Source organism: Enterobacter sp. AC1 (genome assembly GCF_050434705.1).
GTDB classification, from domain to species: domain Bacteria; phylum Pseudomonadota; class Gammaproteobacteria; order Enterobacterales; family Enterobacteriaceae; genus Enterobacter; species Enterobacter cloacae_L.
Window position 1 is genome coordinate 200,971 of sequence record NZ_JBNDIZ010000007.1, and the last position, 16,144, is coordinate 217,114.

Genomic DNA, 16,144 nt, shown 5'->3' on the forward strand with positions numbered 1-16,144 from the left:
GCGAACCTCAACTCTTTGTAATAAGTGTAAAACAGTTGACTACTATCGCAGCGTTATACGGCGATAACAACCCATAAACGGCTCCGTTTCCCAGCAGAGTATGCTGAAATCCAGACCGTGCGACCGGTTTCTTATTCATATCATTGTAAAACACGTATCCGAACTCTGTATGACAAGGTTCGGCGAAACCACGAGAAAACTCTTGTATTAACAAGAGCGCCCTTGTTCAGTTTTCACAGAGCGTAACCGGCCCTTGAATCCTGAGAAGCGCCGAGATGGGTATAACATCGGCAGGTTTGCAGACTAGAAATGCGGGTTGCGGGAATCAAATGCGCGCCAGAACGGCTGCGCTGAATGTGCGGAAAACAATGGTTCATTATCTCGTATCACCTCCACGGCCGCCTCTGCTGAAACGGACCTCAAGCCAAAGCTAAAAGTTCACTGCTTAACCCGGCTGGAAGTGGCGACACGATGAGTTCATCGAGCGCTTATTTTATATGAGCCGCGCGCCGCGTTTTATACCGAGAAGGGGGCTAAAAAGCAAAACAAAAATGCGCGTGTTGCCGGCAGCGTCAGGAAAAATTTCCAGCCGCCATTTCAACGCAGTGAGAGATGACTCAAAAAAAACTGGAAATCGGGCGAAGAAGTGACCTAAAATAGCCATCCAGATGTTAATCCATCTATACTGATTAACACTCATACTGCCAGTGTCAAAAACCTGCAGGCCTTGGTAGAATTATCTCCTTTGGCTATTCCACACAGCAGCTTGAGCTAACCAAATTCCTCTTAGGTGAAATAAAACATGGCAAAACACCTGTTTACGTCCGAGTCCGTATCAGAAGGACATCCTGATAAAATTGCTGACCAAATCTCCGATGCGGTGCTGGATGCGATCCTGACTCAGGATCCAAAAGCGCGCGTAGCGTGTGAAACCTATGTCAAAACCGGCATGGTTCTGGTTGGCGGTGAGATCACTACCAGCGCATGGGTTGATATCGAAGAGATCACCCGTAACACGGTGCGTGAGATCGGCTATGTGCATTCTGATATGGGCTTTGATGCCAACTCCTGCGCGGTACTGAGCGCGATTGGCAAACAGTCTCCGGACATCAACCAGGGCGTTGACCGTGCCGATCCGCTGGAACAGGGCGCGGGCGACCAGGGCCTGATGTTTGGCTATGCAACCAACGAAACCGACGTGCTGATGCCAGCACCGGTGACCTACGCGCACCGTCTGGTGCAGCGTCAGGCTGAAGTGCGTAAAAACGGCACCCTGCCGTGGCTGCGCCCGGATGCAAAAAGCCAGGTGACCTTCCAGTATGACGACGGCAAAATCGTCGGAATTGACGCGGTGGTTCTGTCTACCCAGCATTCTGAAGATATCGATCAGAAATCCCTGCAGGAAGCAGTGATGGAAGAGATCATCAAGCCGGTGCTGCCTACCGAGTGGCTGAGCAGCGCAACCAAATACTTCATCAACCCAACCGGACGCTTCGTTATCGGCGGCCCAATGGGTGACTGCGGCCTGACCGGTCGTAAAATCATCGTTGATACCTACGGCGGCATGGCGCGTCACGGCGGCGGTGCATTCTCCGGTAAAGATCCGTCTAAAGTTGACCGTTCTGCTGCGTATGCGGCGCGTTATGTTGCGAAAAACATCGTTGCTGCCGGCCTGGCTGACCGCTGTGAGATCCAGGTTTCCTACGCTATCGGCGTGGCTGAGCCTACCTCCATCATGGTTGAAACCTTTGGTACTGAGAAAGTGCCTTCAGAACAGCTGACCCTGCTGGTGCGCGAGTTCTTCGACCTGCGTCCATACGGCCTGATTCAGATGCTGGATCTGCTGCACCCAATCTACAAAGAAACCGCTGCATATGGTCACTTCGGTCGCGAACATTTCCCATGGGAAAAAACCGACAAAGCCGCTCTGCTGCGTGAAGCTGCCGGTCTGAAGTAATCGACTAACCGCTGCTTTATAAAAGGCCAGCCTTCGGGCTGGCCTTTTTGCATTTGTGCGGTCATCTTTGTCCGGCGGCGCTTCGCTTGCGCGGGCCTACGGGTTTTGCGGTATTTGTAGGCCGGGTAAGGCGCAGCCGCCACCCGGCTGAAAGGTGCACTATTTGGAACCGATTACACCGTAGCGGATGCCTTCCGCTTTCAGAATATTCTCTTTGCACGATCGCTTTTCTTCTGCTGTTACATCCCCTTTCAGTTAAGTCTGAAATGTGTTCTTTCGCGATGCACATCACCTCATTTACCTCTATATTTTCAAAGCTTTAATTTTATTTACGGATGCACACTTGTGTAACCGATTACACCAATGTGATTAATCTCACATATTTTTACGGGTCGCTCACCTACCCTTAACCTCAATAAAACTGATAACCCAACTGGAGGGCATAATGCCTGACAATAAAAAACAGGGGCGTACGTCCAACAAGGCGATGACATTCTTCGTCTGTTTCCTCGCAGCCCTGGCAGGATTACTTTTTGGCCTGGATATCGGCGTTATTGCCGGTGCATTACCTTTCATCACAGAAGAGTTCCAGATCAGCGCTCACACCCAGGAGTGGGTGGTCAGCTCGATGATGTTTGGTGCTGCCGTCGGTGCCGTCGGCAGCGGCTGGCTCTCCTTCAAGCTCGGCCGTAAAAAGAGCCTGATGATCGGCGCTATTCTGTTCGTTGCCGGTTCACTCTTCTCTGCCGCGGCGCCTAACGTTGAGGTCCTGCTGGTTTCCCGCGTTCTGCTCGGCCTGGCCGTGGGCGTGGCGTCCTACACCGCACCGCTGTATCTGTCTGAAATCGCGCCGGAGAAAATCCGCGGCAGTATGATTTCGATGTACCAGCTGATGATCACCATCGGCATTTTGGGCGCATACCTTTCCGATACCGCGTTTAGCTATAGCGGCGCATGGCGCTGGATGCTTGGCGTGATCATCATCCCGGCCATTCTGCTGCTGATTGGCGTCTTCTTCCTGCCGGACAGCCCGCGCTGGTTTGCCGCGAAACGTCGATTCCACGATGCCGAACGCGTGCTGATGCGCCTGCGCGATACTAGCGCGGAAGCGAAAAATGAGCTGGAAGAGATCCGCGAAAGCCTGAAGGTCAAACAGTCTGGCTGGGCGCTGTTTAAAGAAAACAGCAACTTCCGACGCGCGGTTTTCCTCGGCGTCCTGCTTCAGGTCATGCAGCAGTTCACCGGGATGAACGTCATCATGTACTACGCGCCAAAAATCTTTGAGCTGGCGGGTTATACCAACACTACCGAGCAGATGTGGGGGACCGTCATCGTGGGTCTGACCAACGTGCTGGCGACCTTTATCGCCATCGGTCTGGTGGACCGCTGGGGACGTAAGCCAACGCTGACGCTGGGCTTCCTGGTGATGGCAGCCGGTATGGGCGTCCTCGGTACAATGATGCATGTGGGCATTCACTCACCAACCGCCCAGTACTTCGCGGTAGGCATGCTGCTGATGTTTATCGTCGGGTTTGCGATGAGCGCCGGCCCGCTGATTTGGGTGCTGTGCTCTGAGATCCAGCCGCTGAAAGGGCGTGATTTTGGTATCACCTGCTCTACCGCAACGAACTGGATTGCCAACATGATCGTCGGCGCAACGTTCCTGACCATGCTCAACACTCTGGGCAATGCGAACACCTTCTGGGTCTACGCGGGTCTGAACATCTTCTTTATTGTGCTGACCATCTGGCTGGTTCCAGAAACCAAACATGTGTCCCTGGAACATATTGAACGTAACCTGATGAAAGGTCGTCCTCTGCGCGAAATCGGCGCCCACGACTAATCCTCACGCGGGAGGTGCCCCTTGCACCTCCCCGCTTCGCGCTTTATGCTCTGCCCCTATGAAAGCTCCCCGTCTCCCCATCGCCCTTCAGCAGGCCGTTATGCGCAGCCTGCGGGAAAAGCTCGCCCAGGCGAACCTGAAGCTCGGTCGCAACTACCCTGAACCCAGGATCGTTTATCAGCAGCGTGGCACCGCGGCCGGTACCGCCTGGCTTGAGTCTTATGAGATCCGCCTTAACCCGGTCCTGATGATGGAAAACCAGCAGGCGTTTATTGAGGAAGTGGTGCCGCACGAGCTGGCGCATCTGCTGGTCTGGAAACACTTCGGGCGCGTCGCCCCCCACGGCAAAGAGTGGAAGTGGATGATGGAGGCAGTGCTCGGCGTTCCGGCACGCCGTACCCATCAGTTCGAGCTGGAATCGGTACGCCGCAATACCTTCCCCTACCGCTGCCAGTGTCAGCAGCATCAGCTTACCGTCCGCCGCCATAACCGCGTGGTGCGCGGCGAGGCGACCTACCGCTGCGTCAAATGCGGCGAACCGCTGGTTGCGGACTAATCATCTGAACTTTCAGGAACTTTCCTGATCTGACTGATTGCATACAGGAACAACATTCGTTACGTTGCGGGCTCGTTTTGACACGGAGTGTAAGATGTCCCGTAATGTTTCTCTCGCGGTCGCCTTTTTGACGACGGCGCTCTCAGGCCACGCGCTGGCCGACGGTATCAACAGTTTCTCTCAGGCCAAAGCGGCCGGCGTAAAGGTCAACGCTGACGTGCCGGGCGATTTCTACTGCGGTTGTAAAATTAACTGGCAGGGTAAAAAAGGGGTCGTTGACCTTGAGTCCTGCGGCTATAAGGTGCGTAAAAATGAAAACCGCGCCAGCCGCATTGAATGGGAACATGTCGTTCCGGCATGGCAGTTTGGCCACCAGCGCCAGTGCTGGCAGGACGGCGGGCGTAAAAACTGCGCCAAAGACCCGGTTTATCGCCAGATGGAAAGCGATATGCACAACCTGCAGCCTGCGGTTGGCGAAGTGAACGGTGACCGCGGCAACTTTATGTACAGCCAGTGGAACGGTGGCGAAGGCCAGTACGGTCAGTGCGGTATGAAGGTGGATTTCAAAGAGAAAGTCGCCGAGCCCCCTGCCCGCGCGCGCGGCAGCATTGCCCGCACCTATTTCTATATGCGCGATCGTTACGACCTCAACCTCTCCCGCCAGCAGACGCAGCTGTTCAACGCCTGGGACAAGCAATACCCGGTGACGGAGTGGGAGTGCCAGCGCGACGAACGCATCGCCAGGGTGCAGGGGAATCATAACCCTTACGTCCAGCGAGCTTGCCAGGCGCAAAAGAGCTAACCTACACTAGCGGCAATTTGCTTACATCGTATTACACACGGAATTTCTGACTATGCGCATTCCCCGCATTTACCATCCTGAACCGATTACCGCAGGTCGCGAAATCGCCCTGTCTGATGACGCCGCCAACCACGTTGGCCGCGTGCTGCGCATGGGCGCAGGTCAGGCCATTCAGCTGTTCGATGGCTCAAACCAGGTTTTCGACGCACAAATTACGCGGTCCGATAAAAAAAGCGTGCACGTTAACGTGCTGCGTGGCGAAGTGGATGACCGCGAATCGCCGCTGCACATTCATCTGGGCCAGGTCATGTCGCGCGGGGAAAAGATGGAGTTCACGATTCAGAAATCCATTGAACTGGGTGTAAGCCTCATTACGCCACTTTTTTCTGAGCGCTGTGGCGTTAAACTGGATGCGGAACGTCTGAACAAAAAGCTTCAGCAGTGGCAGAAAATTGCCATTGCGGCTTGTGAACAGAGTGGCCGCAACCGTATCCCGGAGATCCGCCCGGCGATGGATCTGGAAGACTGGTGTGCAGAAGAGGAAAGTGGGCTGAAGCTCAACCTTCATCCGCGCGCCAGCGCCAGCATCAATACGCTGCCCTTGCCCGTTGAGCGCGTACGCCTGCTGATTGGCCCCGAAGGCGGGCTTTCGGCGGACGAAATTGCGATGACGGCACGTTACCAGTTTACTGATATTCTGTTGGGACCTCGCGTTCTGCGCACTGAGACAACGGCACTCACGGCCATTACCGCGCTACAGGTACGGTTTGGCGATCTGGGTTGACGCATATTGGAGAGAAAGATGATCAAGCTCGGCATCGTGATGGACCCCATCGCAAACATTAACATCAAGAAAGATTCCAGCTTCGCCATGCTGCTGGAAGCGCAGCGTCGCGGCTATGAACTCCACTATATGGAGATGAACGATCTTTACCTAATCAACGGTGAAGCCCGCGCGCGCACCCGCATCGTTAACGTCGAGCAGAACTACGACAAATGGTACGAATTCGGCACAGAGCAGGACATTGCGCTTGCCGATCTCAACGTCATTCTGATGCGTAAAGATCCGCCGTTCGACACCGAGTACATCTACTGCACCTATATCCTCGAGCGTGCTGAAGAGAAAGGCACGCTGATCGTCAACAAACCGCAGAGCCTGCGCGACTGCAACGAGAAGCTCTACACCGCCTGGTTCTCTGACCTGACGCCTGAAACGCTGGTAACCCGCAGCAAAGCCCAGTTGAAGGAATTCTGGCAGAAGCACGGCGATATCATCATGAAGCCGCTGGACGGCATGGGCGGCGCGTCGATTTTCCGCGTGAAGGAAGGCGATCCGAACATTGGCGTGATTGCCGAAACGCTGACCGAGCTGGGCACCCGCTACTGCATGGCGCAGAACTATATTCCGGCGATCAAAGACGGCGACAAACGCGTTCTGGTTGTGGATGGCGAACCGGTTCCTTACTGCCTGGCACGTATCCCGCAGGGTGGTGAAACCCGCGGTAACCTGGCCGCCGGTGGCCGCGGCGAACCGCGCCCGTTGACCGAAAGCGACTGGGAAATTGCCCGCCGCGTCGGTCCGACCCTTAAGGCCAAGGGCCTGATCTTCGTTGGCCTGGATATCATCGGCGACCGCCTGACGGAAGTGAACGTCACCAGCCCGACCTGCATTCGTGAAATTGAAGCGGAATTCCCGGTCTCCATTACCGGAATGCTGATGGACGCTATCGAAAAACGCCTGCAGAAATAACCCACCAATGAGTGACAGCGCCCGGGTTTCTCCGCATACTGGTCGCTGTCGCTTTTTAAACCAGGAAACAGTACCTCTGACAATGAATTTACAGCATCACTTTCTTATTGCCATGCCTGCTCTCCAGGACCCGATTTTTCGCCGCGCCGTGGTTTATATTTGTGAATACAATGAAGACGGCGCGATGGGCATTATCATCAACAAACCGCTGGAAAACCTTCAGGTTGAAGGGATTCTGGACAAGCTGAAAATCCCGGCTGAAGCGCGCTTGCCGGAGATCCGGCTCGATAAACCCGTGATGCTGGGTGGACCTCTCGCAGAAGATCGCGGTTTCATCCTGCATACGCCACCGGTATTCTCCTCCAGTATTCGAATTTCGGATAACACCGTCATCACCACCTCGCGCGACGTGCTGGAAACGCTGGGCACCGCTGAGCAGCCTTCCGAAGTACTGGTGGCGCTGGGCTATTCTTCGTGGGAGAAAGGCCAGCTTGAGCAAGAGATCCTCGATAACGCCTGGCTCACCGCCCCTGCGGACATGAATATCCTGTTTAAAACCCCTATCGCCGATCGCTGGCGTGACGCGGCGAAGCTGATTGGCATTGATATTCTGACCATGCCTGGCGTCGCGGGGCACGCCTGATGAGCGGAACACTTCTGGCTTTCGATTTCGGAACGAAGAGCATTGGCGTCGCCATTGGTCAGCGCATCACCGGTACCGCACGGCCGCTTACGGCCCTGAAGGCCAACGACGGCACGCCAGACTGGAACCTCATCGAGCGTCTGCTCAAAGAGTGGCAGCCGGACGATGTGATTGTTGGACTGCCGCTGAACATGGACGGCACGGAACAGCCGCTTACCGCCCGGGCGCGTAAGTTTGCCAATAAAATCCATGGCCGGTTTGGCGTCTCCGTGAAGCTTCACGACGAGCGTCTCAGCACCGTTGAAGCACGCGCGGGTCTGTTTGAACACGGCGGCTTCCGGGCGCTCAACAAGGGCAGCGTGGACTCCGCTTCTGCCGTCATCATCCTCGAAAGCTATTTCGAACAGGGCTATTGAGTACAGGGGCCTACAGCCGCCCCTGTGCACGTCTCTCCGCCAGGCTCTGGTCAAAGTTCTGCATGCCTGCCTGCTGACCGGTTTGAATGATGCCGGGCAGTTGCCATGTTTTTCCTTCGCGAATAAGATTCGCCGCCGCGGCGGTGTTCACCAGCAGTTCATACAGCGCGACGCGCCCGTCCTGTAAGTCAGGAACCAGCTTCTGCGCCAGCACCGCCCGCAGGCTGCCGGCCAACTGGTTACGCACCGGATCTTTCTCCTGCGCCGGGAACGTATCGACCAGCCGTTCAATCGCCTGCGATGCGCCGCGCGTATGCAGCGTCGCCAGCACCAGATGTCCGGTTTCCGCTGCCGTTAGCGCCAGGCGGATCGTTTCGCTGTCGCGCAGTTCCCCCAGCAGAATCACGTCCGGATCCTCGCGCAACGCACTGCGCAGCGCTTCAGCAAATGACGGGCTGTGCTGACCCATCTCCCGCTGCTGTATCAGGCAGCGCTCACTCTGGTAGATAAACTCCACCGGATCTTCGAGCGTGAGAATATGGCCGTCGGTATGGTGGTTGAGGAAATCGACCATTGCCGCGAGCGTAGTGGATTTGCCGCTGCCCGTCGCCCCCGTCACCAGAATCAACCCGGCCTCATTGGATAACAGTTCCGGGATTGCCCGCGGCACGCCCAGTGAAGCGAGCTGTGGACAGGTACGCGGCAACAGCCGCAGCGCCACAGAGACACCGTTCATTTGCTTAAAGGCACTGCCGCGCAGGCGCTGCCCCCCCGCCACCGTCGCGGCAAAATCTACCTGCCCGCTTGCCCACCATATTCCCTGCTGCTCGTCGTTGAGCCACGCTTTTAACAATGCTTCGACGTCAGGCGGCGGAAACGGTGCCGGCTCAAGGCGGCCTGATATGCGCCAGCGGGGTGGTGAATCACTGCACAGGTGTAGATCGGAGACATTATGCTTTACACTAAGCGCCACCATTTCTTCCACATCCATAGACTACTCCTCGGAAAATGAACGACATTGCGCATAACCTGGCACAGGTCCGGGACAAAATCTCAGCCGCCGCAGCGCGTTGCGGCCGTGCTTCAGAAGAAATTACGTTACTTGCAGTCAGCAAAACGAAGCCTGCGAGCGCCATCGCAGAAGCCATTGATGCGGGCCAGCGGGCGTTTGGTGAGAACTACGTCCAGGAAGGCGTGGATAAAATTCGCTACTTCCAGGAACAGGGGAATACGCATCTGCAGTGGCACTTTATTGGTCCCCTGCAGTCGAATAAAAGCCGTCTGGTGGCAGAGCATTTCGACTGGTGCCATACCGTTGACCGACTGCGCATCGCTACCCGTATGAACGACCAGCGGCCCGCAGTGATGTCCGCGCTTAACGTGCTGATTCAAATCAACATCAGTGATGAAAACAGCAAGTCCGGCATTGCGCTAAGTGAGCTGGATGCACTGGCAGAAGAAGTCGCCGCCCTGCCGCGCTTAACCCTGCGCGGGCTGATGGCAATCCCGGCGCCTGAGTCAAGTTATGAAAGGCAGTTTGCCGTGGCACAGCAAATGGCTGTAGCATTTGAGGCGCTTAAAGCGCGCTATGACACGGTAGACACGCTTTCTCTGGGCATGTCGGATGATATGGAAGCCGCCATCGCGGCAGGCAGCACTATGGTGCGCATCGGTACAGCCATTTTCGGTGCGCGCGACTACACCCAATAATAAGGAAACCTGAGGAACGCCATGAAGACGTTGACTTTCCTGCTCTCAACGGTCATTGAGCTGTATACGATGGCGCTTTTGCTGCGCGTCTGGATGCAGTGGGCCCGCTGTGATTTTTACAATCCGTTTTCCCAGTTTGTCGTGAAAATCACGCAACCTGTTGTCGGGCCGCTGCGCCGTATTATTCCGGCGATGGGTCCCATCGACAGTTCGTCTCTGCTGGTAGCGTTTATTCTGAGCGTTATCAAAGCGATCGTGCTGTTTATGGTCATCACCTTCCAGCCGATTATCTGGATTGCTGCGGTCCTGATTCTGGTCAAAACCGTCGGTTTGCTGATCTTCTGGGTGCTGCTGGTGATGGCGATAATGAGCTGGGTAAGCCAGGGCCGTAGTCCGGTTGAATATGCACTGATCCAACTGGCCGAACCGCTGCTGCGCCCTATTCGCAACCTGCTGCCTTCGATGGGCGGTATTGATTTCTCGCCGATGATCCTGGTACTGCTGCTGTATGTGGTCAACATGGGTATCGCTGAGCTGTTACAGTCCACGGGCAACATGCTGCTGCCGGGGCTGTGGATGGCGCTATGAGTGCCGTAAGCACCTGCGCTGACGGGCTGGTTTTGCGGCTGTATATTCAGCCGAAAGCCAGCCGTGACAGTATTGTTGGGCTGCATGGCGACGAGTTGAAAGTCGCCATCACCGCCCCGCCGGTTGACGGCCAGGCGAACGCGCATCTGACCAAATATCTGGCAAAACAGTTTCGCGTCGCCAAAAGCCAGGTCATCATTGAAAAAGGCGAGCTGGGGCGGCATAAACAGGTAAAAATCCTCAATCCGCAAGTAATCCCGACGGAAGTCGCGGCTCTGACAGAACAGGACTAAACCATGCAGAAAGTTGTTCTCGCGACCGGTAATGCCGGTAAAGTGCGCGAGCTGGCCTCGCTATTAAATGATTTTGGGCTGGACGTGGTCGCCCAGACCGAGCTTGGCGTCGAGTCCGCCGAAGAGACGGGCCTGACGTTTATCGAAAACGCGATCCTGAAAGCGCGCCATGCCGCGCAGATTACGGGCCTGCCCGCGATTGCCGACGACTCCGGCCTGGCCGTTGATTTTCTCGGCGGCGCGCCGGGGATTTACTCTGCACGCTATTCCGGCGTGGACGCTACCGACCAGGAGAATCTGGAAAAGCTGCTTGTCGCCCTGAAAGATGTGCCTGACGAACAGCGTTCCGCGCAGTTTCACTGCGTGCTGGTCTATATGCGTCATGCGGAAGACCCGACGCCTGTCGTCTGCCACGGCAGCTGGCCGGGCGTGATTACCCGTGTAGCCGCGGGCAACGGCGGCTTTGGCTACGACCCGATTTTCTATGTCCCGTCCGAGGGCAAAACCGCTGCGGAACTGACCCGCGAAGAGAAAAGCGCGATTTCCCACCGTGGACGCGCGCTGAAACTGTTACTGGAAGCACTGCGTAATGGCTAATTTGCCGCCTCTGAGTCTTTATATTCATATCCCGTGGTGCGTGCAGAAGTGCCCGTACTGCGATTTCAACTCGCACGCGCTGAAGGGCGAAGTGCCGCACGATGACTACGTTGCGCATCTGCTGGCCGACCTGGACGCCGATGTACCTTACGCACAGGGACGTGAAATTAAGACCATTTTCATTGGTGGCGGTACGCCGAGCCTGTTGTCCGGCCCGGCGATGCAGACGCTGCTGGACGGCGTGCGCGCACGTCTGAACCTGGCAGCGGATGCTGAAATTACGATGGAAGCCAACCCCGGCACCGTTGAGGCCGACCGTTTTGTCGAGTATCAGCGCGCGGGCGTGAACCGCATCTCCATCGGCGTGCAGAGCTTTAGCGAGCCAAAACTGAAGCGCCTGGGGCGCATTCACGGCCCCGAAGAGGCGAAGCGTGCGGCACACCTGGCGACGGGGCTTAATCTTCGCAGCTTTAACCTGGATCTGATGCACGGCCTGCCGGACCAGTCGCTGGAAGAGGCGCTGGACGATCTGCGCCAGGCGATTGCGCTGAACCCGCCGCATCTTTCGTGGTACCAGCTCACCATCGAGCCAAACACGCTGTTCGGCTCCCGCCCGCCGGTGCTGCCGGATGACGACGCGCTGTGGGATATCTTCGAGCAGGGCCATACGCTTCTGACCGCTGCGGGCTATCAGCAGTATGAAACCTCCGCCTACGCGAAGCCGGGCTATCAGTGTCAGCACAATCTGAACTACTGGCGCTTTGGCGACTATCTGGGGATTGGCTGCGGCGCGCACGGCAAGGTGACCTTCCCGGACGGGCGCATACTGCGCACGGCGAAGACTCGCCATCCGCGCGGGTATATGGAAGGCCGTTATCTAGAGCGTCAGCACGACGTCGAGGCGACAGATAAGCCGTTTGAGTTCTTTATGAACCGCTTCCGCCTGCTGGAAGCCGCACCGCGCGCGGAGTTTGCGCTGTACACCGGGCTACCGGAATCGGTGATTCGCCCGCAGATTAACGAAGCGCTGGCGCAGGGGTATCTCACGGAATGTGAGGAATACTGGCAGATTACCGAGCACGGCAAACTGTTCTTAAACTCCCTTCTTGAGCTGTTCCTCGCCGAAGATTCCTGAAGGTTGATTCAGGATTTTGCATCCCGTACTGCCGGCTGAGGGAAAGGCTGGCAGAGTGTGGGGATGGACATTATTCGTTCTTATGCAAAACAGCTCAGACGCGAACTGACGAAGGAAGAGAGGCGGCTGTGGTATTTACTGCGTAGTCGCCGTTTCGAAAATTATAAATTTCGTCGACAGCATCCGGTTGGTCACTACATTCTGGATTTCGCCTGCTGTGCGGCTCGTCTGGCTGTTGAGCTGGATGGCGGGCAACATGATGAAAATCAGGAATACGATCGTCAAAGGACGTGCTGGCTTAATGAGAAAGATTGGCATGTCATTCGTTTCTGGAACAACGAACTCTGGGATAACGAAGAGGCGGTATTAGAAAAGATCCTTGAGACACTGCAAGCGCTGCAACCCTCACCCCGGCCCTCTCCCTGAAAGGGAGAGGGAGCAAACCATCCCCTCGCCCCTTTGGGGAGAGGGTTAGGGTGAGGGGCCCAGCGCGCAGAAACCTTACTTCAGCGTCCCCACCAGCGCCTTCCGGCTATCTTCCAGCGACACCACGCGTTTACACACGTCTTTGCCAAACTGCTGGAAATCATCTTCCTGGTTCTTCCACTCGTTCTGAATGGAGGTCTGCAGGCCGCCCAGACTGCCCAGCACGCCCTGAAGCGGGTTACCGCCGCCTTTCAGCACCGCTTTGGCGCCCATCTCGTTGATGCTGTCCTGCAGGATGCCGCCCATCGCCTGGTTCACCAGCTGCTGCCCGTCAGCGCGGACCTGATCAATCGCCTTGTAGTGGAACGTCAGGCCGTCGGTGCGCGTCTCGATAATCCGGTTCATCTGCTCTTTAAGCTGCTTATCGAGCTTGGTCAGGCGGGTGCGCATATTGCTGCTCTCACCCACCTCTTTGGTAATGATCTTGTCCAGCGCGACGCGGCTTTTCTCAACGCGCGTCAGCGCGCCGTCGTTAATCCATGGCAGGGCGGTACGCAAATCGGCCTGGTAGTCTTTCGCCTGCTCACGCTGTGCGGCAGTCAGGTTGTACTGCTTGCCGTTAAAGGTGACGTTCCCTTCCGGCGTAATCACCAGATTACCGTTCTCGCCTTTGACCTGCACGGTTTGCGGGCTTAACACCACGTCATCACGCGGGGTGACGCTACATTTATACTCCGCATGGGCGGTGAATCCGGTAGCCATCAAAGCAACGGCCAGCAACGTTTTGCGCATCTTAAACACTCCCTCAGACAAAATGGGCCAGCTAATGCTGGCCCTTGGCTACTTTATTAGTCCCACCAAACGTCGAAAAGTTCGCTGACGCGGACATCTTCCAGCTTGTGTTCTTCCAGCCATTTACGTACCAGCGCCTGATGTTCTTCGGTGCATTTACCCACTTCCTGGGTGCAGATCAGACCTTCCCATGCCAGGTAGCCGCTACCGTCGAAGGCCAGCTTGTTGGGCTCGATCACCTCGTTGATGAACGCATCAACGTCCCGATCGATCTGCTCGACGCTGGTGCCTTCCGGGAAACGCCACGCAACGGAGAAACCCACTTCCTGGAATTCTTCGATGTGCATTTTTTTACGCAGACGACGGCTACGGTTCTTTGCCATTATTTCACCCTCTCGAACATTAAGTCCCATACACCGTGACCAAGACGATGGCCACGCTGTTCAAATTTCGTTACCGGACGCGATTCCGGACGCGGTACATAGTCGTTGCTCGCAGACTGGTTTTTGTAACCCTCCAGAGACGACATCACTTCCAGCATATGTTCCGCATACGGTTCCCAGTCGGTCGCCATATGGAAGACACCACCGAGCTTCAGCTTACTTTTTACCAGCTCGGCAAACGGCGCCTGAACGATACGGCGTTTATTATGACGTGCTTTGTGCCACGGGTCAGGGAAAAAGAGCTGAACCATGTTCAAAGAATTGTCAGGAATCATTTTGTGCAGCACTTCCACCGCGTCGTGACACATCACGCGCAGGTTCTCAACGCCCTCTTCATGGGCCGTTGCGAGACACGCGCCGACGCCTGGAGAATGCACTTCGATACCGAGGAAGTTCTGCTCAGGACGCGCTTTCGCCATGGTCACCAGCGAGGTGCCCATACCAAAACCGATCTCCAGCGTGACTGGCGCTTCGCGGCCAAACAGCTCGACAAAGTCCAGAGGCTGCTCGCTGAACTCAACGCCCATCACCGGCCAGTAGTTGTCCAGCGCGTGTTGCTGCCCTTTTGTCAGGCGACCCTGACGGCGGACAAAGCTGCGAATACGGCGCAGCGGGCGACCGTTTTCATCAAATTCCGGTGAAATGACGTCGTTTTTCATAAAAGAGTTGTCTGCTTGTGAGAATGTTCGGGAAACGGGCATTATCCAAAGTTAAGGCTTCTATGCAAGCATGGGAAAGATCCGGTTTACAGCAGATTGACGCTGTGCTGCAATCTGCGTCCCTGATTATGTGAATCGATGACCATGCAAGCCTCTCAATTTTCAGCCCAGGTGCTGGACTGGTACGACAAATACGGGCGTAAAACCCTGCCCTGGCAAATTGAAAAAACGCCTTACAAAGTATGGCTCTCCGAGGTGATGTTGCAACAAACGCAGGTCGCCACGGTCATTCCTTACTTCGAGCGTTTTATGGCGCGCTTCCCGACGGTCACCGATCTGGCAAACGCGCCATTAGACGAAGTGCTGCACCTGTGGACAGGCCTGGGCTATTACGCCCGCGCGCGTAATCTGCACAAAGCGGCACAGCAGGTCGCGACGCGCCACAACGGTAAATTCCCGGAAACCTTTGACGAGGTGGCGGACTTACCCGGCGTCGGACGTTCAACTGCGGGCGCCATTCTCTCCCTGTCTTTAGGCAAGCATTTCCCGATCCTCGACGGCAACGTCAAACGCGTGCTGGCGCGCTGCTACGCCGTTGACGGCTGGCCGGGTAAGAAAGACGTAGAAAAACGCCTTTGGGAGATCAGCGAAGCGGTCACCCCGGCAAAAGGCGTGGAGCGTTTTAATCAGGCGATGATGGATCTCGGCGCGATGGTCTGCACGCGCTCAAAGCCGAAATGCGAACTCTGCCCGGTGAATAATCTCTGCGTGGCGTATGCCAACCATTCGTGGGCGCAGTATCCCGGTAAGAAACCCAAGCAGACGCTACCGGAGCGCACCGGCTATATGCTGCTGATGCAGCACGGCGACGGCGTCTTTCTGGCCCAGCGTCCACCGAGCGGCCTGTGGGGCGGTCTATACTGCTTCCCACAGTTTGAAAATGAAGCGCTGCTGCGTGAATGGCTTAAACAGCGCGGGATTGCTGCCGATAACCTGACGCAGCTGACCGCGTTTCGCCACACCTTCAGCCATTTCCACCTGGATATTGTGCCGATGTGGCTTCCCGTGTCCTCATTCACCTCGTGCATGGATGAAGGCACCGCTCTCTGGTATAACTTAGCGCAACCGCCATCAGTCGGGCTGGCGGCTCCCGTGGAGCGCCTGTTACAGCAATTACGTGCCGGTGCAATGGTTTAGCATCGGCTAAAAAAGAGGAATGAGTATGGCCAGAACGATTTTTTGTACTTTCCTGCAGCGTGACGCTGAAGGCCAGGATTTCCAGCTTTATCCGGGCGACCTGGGTAAACGCATCTACAATGAAATCTCCAAAGAAGCCTGGGGACAGTGGCAGAAAAAGCAGACCATGCTGATCAACGAGAAAAAACTCAGCATGATGAACCCGGAACATCGCAAGCTGCTGGAGCAGGAGATGGTGAGCTTCCTGTTCGAAGGTAAAGACGTGCACATCGAAGGCTATACGCCACCGGAAAAATAACAGCGTGCGGGGGAAACCCCGCCGTTAAAGCAAACACAA

23 protein-coding genes are annotated in these 16,144 nt (G+C 56.1%); 16 read left to right on the forward strand and 7 right to left on the reverse strand.

Annotated features, from left to right (window positions below; genetic code table 11):
* Positions 1-7: 7 nt before the first annotated feature.
* The 3 genes from yqgB to M2433_RS19135 all read right to left on the reverse strand — a co-directional run bounded on the left by yqgB (position 8) and on the right by M2433_RS19135 (position 664).
* Positions 8-139, reverse strand: coding sequence for an acid stress response protein YqgB (yqgB, locus tag M2433_RS19125; protein WP_127341063.1), 132 nt, complete (start codon positions 137-139; stop codon positions 8-10).
* Between the two features lie 94 nt (positions 140-233).
* Positions 234-377 (reverse strand): hypothetical protein, encoded by a 144-nt coding sequence (locus M2433_RS19130; protein WP_429056244.1) that lies wholly within the window; start codon positions 375-377, stop codon positions 234-236.
* A gap of 116 nt (positions 378-493) precedes the next feature.
* Entirely contained in the window at positions 494-664 is a 171-nt protein-coding gene (locus M2433_RS19135) for a hypothetical protein (protein WP_429056246.1), read from the reverse strand.
* A gap of 138 nt (positions 665-802) precedes the next feature.
* Between M2433_RS19135 and metK the strand changes: the two genes are divergently transcribed.
* The 8 genes from metK (at position 803) to ruvX (ending at position 7,967) form a co-directional block, all read left to right on the forward strand.
* Positions 803-1,957: a methionine adenosyltransferase gene (metK, locus tag M2433_RS19140; protein WP_047347912.1), complete on the forward strand. Its 1,155-nt coding sequence runs from the start codon at positions 803-805 to the stop codon at positions 1,955-1,957.
* A 445-nt stretch (positions 1,958-2,402) separates the two neighbouring features.
* Complete coding sequence (gene galP / locus M2433_RS19145; protein WP_047347911.1) at positions 2,403-3,800, forward strand: galactose/proton symporter; 1,398 nt, start codon at positions 2,403-2,405, stop codon at positions 3,798-3,800.
* A 58-nt stretch (positions 3,801-3,858) separates the two neighbouring features.
* Positions 3,859-4,356 (forward strand): SprT family zinc-dependent metalloprotease, encoded by a 498-nt coding sequence (locus tag M2433_RS19150; RefSeq protein ID WP_047347910.1) that lies wholly within the window; start codon positions 3,859-3,861, stop codon positions 4,354-4,356.
* 94 nt (positions 4,357-4,450) lie between these two features.
* Positions 4,451-5,158, forward strand: a complete 708-nt coding sequence (endA, locus tag M2433_RS19155; RefSeq protein ID WP_063428435.1) for a deoxyribonuclease I — start codon at positions 4,451-4,453, stop codon at positions 5,156-5,158.
* A 52-nt stretch (positions 5,159-5,210) separates the two neighbouring features.
* Entirely contained in the window at positions 5,211-5,942 is a 732-nt protein-coding gene (gene rsmE / locus M2433_RS19160; RefSeq protein WP_059312249.1) for a 16S rRNA (uracil(1498)-N(3))-methyltransferase, read from the forward strand.
* An 18-nt stretch (positions 5,943-5,960) separates the two neighbouring features.
* On the forward strand, positions 5,961-6,908 hold the full coding sequence (gene gshB / locus M2433_RS19165; RefSeq protein WP_063428433.1) for a glutathione synthase: 948 nt from the start codon (positions 5,961-5,963) through the stop codon (positions 6,906-6,908).
* A gap of 82 nt (positions 6,909-6,990) precedes the next feature.
* Complete coding sequence (locus M2433_RS19170) at positions 6,991-7,551, forward strand: YqgE/AlgH family protein (protein ID WP_008499752.1); 561 nt, start codon at positions 6,991-6,993, stop codon at positions 7,549-7,551.
* Positions 7,551-7,967, forward strand: a complete 417-nt coding sequence (gene ruvX, locus M2433_RS19175; protein WP_047347906.1) for a Holliday junction resolvase RuvX — start codon at positions 7,551-7,553, stop codon at positions 7,965-7,967. Before M2433_RS19170 ends, ruvX begins: the two co-directional genes overlap by 1 nt.
* 10 nt (positions 7,968-7,977) lie before the next feature.
* Here the strand turns inward: ruvX and M2433_RS19180 are convergent, their stop codons facing one another.
* Entirely contained in the window at positions 7,978-8,958 is a 981-nt protein-coding gene (locus M2433_RS19180; protein ID WP_264439805.1) for a type IV pilus twitching motility protein PilT, read from the reverse strand.
* Between the two features lie 17 nt (positions 8,959-8,975).
* Here M2433_RS19180 and M2433_RS19185 point away from each other — a divergent pair, with 17 nt between their 5' ends.
* The 6 genes from M2433_RS19185 (at position 8,976) to M2433_RS19210 (ending at position 12,716) form a co-directional block, all read left to right on the forward strand.
* Complete coding sequence (locus tag M2433_RS19185) at positions 8,976-9,677, forward strand: YggS family pyridoxal phosphate-dependent enzyme (RefSeq protein ID WP_429056251.1); 702 nt, start codon at positions 8,976-8,978, stop codon at positions 9,675-9,677.
* Between the two features lie 21 nt (positions 9,678-9,698).
* Positions 9,699-10,265 carry a YggT family protein gene (locus M2433_RS19190; protein ID WP_429056253.1) on the forward strand — a complete coding sequence of 189 codons (567 nt, stop codon included), beginning with the start codon at positions 9,699-9,701 and terminating at the stop codon, positions 10,263-10,265.
* Positions 10,262-10,558 carry a DUF167 family protein YggU gene (gene yggU, locus M2433_RS19195; protein WP_010435470.1) on the forward strand — a complete coding sequence of 99 codons (297 nt, stop codon included), beginning with the start codon at positions 10,262-10,264 and terminating at the stop codon, positions 10,556-10,558. The genes M2433_RS19190 and yggU overlap by 4 nt, the downstream gene beginning before the upstream one ends.
* Positions 10,559-10,561: 3 nt before the next feature.
* A complete protein-coding gene (locus tag M2433_RS19200; protein ID WP_429056255.1) occupies positions 10,562-11,155 on the forward strand; it encodes an XTP/dITP diphosphatase in 594 nt (197 codons plus the stop codon).
* Positions 11,148-12,290, forward strand: coding sequence for a radical SAM family heme chaperone HemW (gene hemW / locus M2433_RS19205; protein WP_429056257.1), 1,143 nt, complete (start codon positions 11,148-11,150; stop codon positions 12,288-12,290). Before M2433_RS19200 ends, hemW begins: the two co-directional genes overlap by 8 nt.
* Before the next feature lie 63 nt (positions 12,291-12,353).
* Positions 12,354-12,716 carry an endonuclease domain-containing protein gene (locus M2433_RS19210; RefSeq protein WP_429056259.1) on the forward strand — a complete coding sequence of 121 codons (363 nt, stop codon included), beginning with the start codon at positions 12,354-12,356 and terminating at the stop codon, positions 12,714-12,716.
* Positions 12,717-12,791: 75 nt separating this feature from the next.
* On the opposite strand, the gene M2433_RS19215 is transcribed toward M2433_RS19210, so the two are convergent.
* From M2433_RS19215 to trmB, 3 genes are read right to left on the reverse strand one after another with little or no spacing between them, the layout of a single operon-like run.
* Positions 12,792-13,508 (reverse strand): DUF2884 domain-containing protein, encoded by a 717-nt coding sequence (locus tag M2433_RS19215; RefSeq protein ID WP_429056261.1) that lies wholly within the window; start codon positions 13,506-13,508, stop codon positions 12,792-12,794.
* Between the two features lie 56 nt (positions 13,509-13,564).
* Positions 13,565-13,891: a YggL family protein gene (locus M2433_RS19220; protein ID WP_429056262.1), complete on the reverse strand. Its 327-nt coding sequence runs from the start codon at positions 13,889-13,891 to the stop codon at positions 13,565-13,567.
* On the reverse strand, positions 13,891-14,610 hold the full coding sequence (trmB, locus tag M2433_RS19225) for a tRNA (guanosine(46)-N7)-methyltransferase TrmB (protein WP_429056264.1): 720 nt from the start codon (positions 14,608-14,610) through the stop codon (positions 13,891-13,893). Before trmB ends, M2433_RS19220 begins: the two co-directional genes overlap by 1 nt.
* A gap of 144 nt (positions 14,611-14,754) precedes the next feature.
* Here trmB and mutY point away from each other — a divergent pair, with 144 nt between their 5' ends.
* Both mutY and M2433_RS19235 read left to right on the forward strand, forming a co-directional pair.
* Entirely contained in the window at positions 14,755-15,807 is a 1,053-nt protein-coding gene (mutY, locus tag M2433_RS19230) for an A/G-specific adenine glycosylase (protein ID WP_429056266.1), read from the forward strand.
* A gap of 25 nt (positions 15,808-15,832) precedes the next feature.
* On the forward strand, positions 15,833-16,105 hold the full coding sequence (locus M2433_RS19235) for an oxidative damage protection protein (RefSeq protein ID WP_023309138.1): 273 nt from the start codon (positions 15,833-15,835) through the stop codon (positions 16,103-16,105).
* Positions 16,106-16,144: the final 39 nt, after the last annotated feature.

Excerpts from the sequence above, each read along its gene's own strand:
- yqgB (WP_127341063.1), bottom strand. The coding sequence starts at position 139 with ATGAATAAGAAACCGGTCGCACGGTCTGGATTTCAGCATACTCTGCTG.
- M2433_RS19135 (WP_429056246.1), bottom strand. The coding sequence starts at position 664 with ATGGCTATTTTAGGTCACTTCTTCGCCCGATTTCCAGTTTTTTTTGAG.
- M2433_RS19130 (WP_429056244.1), bottom strand. The coding sequence starts at position 377 with ATGAACCATTGTTTTCCGCACATTCAGCGCAGCCGTTCTGGCGCGCAT.
- M2433_RS19185 (WP_429056251.1), top strand. The coding sequence starts at position 8,976 with ATGAACGACATTGCGCATAACCTGGCACAGGTCCGGGACAAAATCTCA.
- M2433_RS19220 (WP_429056262.1), bottom strand. The coding sequence starts at position 13,891 with ATGGCAAAGAACCGTAGCCGTCGTCTGCGTAAAAAAATGCACATCGAA.
- M2433_RS19190 (WP_429056253.1), top strand. The coding sequence starts at position 9,699 with ATGAAGACGTTGACTTTCCTGCTCTCAACGGTCATTGAGCTGTATACG.
- gshB (WP_063428433.1), top strand. The coding sequence starts at position 5,961 with ATGATCAAGCTCGGCATCGTGATGGACCCCATCGCAAACATTAACATC.
- M2433_RS19170 (WP_008499752.1), top strand. The coding sequence starts at position 6,991 with ATGAATTTACAGCATCACTTTCTTATTGCCATGCCTGCTCTCCAGGAC.
- ruvX (WP_047347906.1), top strand. The coding sequence starts at position 7,551 with ATGAGCGGAACACTTCTGGCTTTCGATTTCGGAACGAAGAGCATTGGC.
- mutY (WP_429056266.1), top strand. The coding sequence starts at position 14,755 with ATGCAAGCCTCTCAATTTTCAGCCCAGGTGCTGGACTGGTACGACAAA.
- endA (WP_063428435.1), top strand. The coding sequence starts at position 4,451 with ATGTCCCGTAATGTTTCTCTCGCGGTCGCCTTTTTGACGACGGCGCTC.
- M2433_RS19150 (WP_047347910.1), top strand. The coding sequence starts at position 3,859 with ATGAAAGCTCCCCGTCTCCCCATCGCCCTTCAGCAGGCCGTTATGCGC.
- metK (WP_047347912.1), top strand. The coding sequence starts at position 803 with ATGGCAAAACACCTGTTTACGTCCGAGTCCGTATCAGAAGGACATCCT.
- M2433_RS19200 (WP_429056255.1), top strand. The coding sequence starts at position 10,562 with ATGCAGAAAGTTGTTCTCGCGACCGGTAATGCCGGTAAAGTGCGCGAG.
- M2433_RS19215 (WP_429056261.1), bottom strand. The coding sequence starts at position 13,508 with ATGCGCAAAACGTTGCTGGCCGTTGCTTTGATGGCTACCGGATTCACC.
- trmB (WP_429056264.1), bottom strand. The coding sequence starts at position 14,610 with ATGAAAAACGACGTCATTTCACCGGAATTTGATGAAAACGGTCGCCCG.
- galP (WP_047347911.1), top strand. The coding sequence starts at position 2,403 with ATGCCTGACAATAAAAAACAGGGGCGTACGTCCAACAAGGCGATGACA.
- M2433_RS19180 (WP_264439805.1), bottom strand. The coding sequence starts at position 8,958 with ATGGATGTGGAAGAAATGGTGGCGCTTAGTGTAAAGCATAATGTCTCC.
- M2433_RS19210 (WP_429056259.1), top strand. The coding sequence starts at position 12,354 with ATGGACATTATTCGTTCTTATGCAAAACAGCTCAGACGCGAACTGACG.
- rsmE (WP_059312249.1), top strand. The coding sequence starts at position 5,211 with ATGCGCATTCCCCGCATTTACCATCCTGAACCGATTACCGCAGGTCGC.
- M2433_RS19235 (WP_023309138.1), top strand. The coding sequence starts at position 15,833 with ATGGCCAGAACGATTTTTTGTACTTTCCTGCAGCGTGACGCTGAAGGC.
- hemW (WP_429056257.1), top strand. The coding sequence starts at position 11,148 with ATGGCTAATTTGCCGCCTCTGAGTCTTTATATTCATATCCCGTGGTGC.
- yggU (WP_010435470.1), top strand. The coding sequence starts at position 10,262 with ATGAGTGCCGTAAGCACCTGCGCTGACGGGCTGGTTTTGCGGCTGTAT.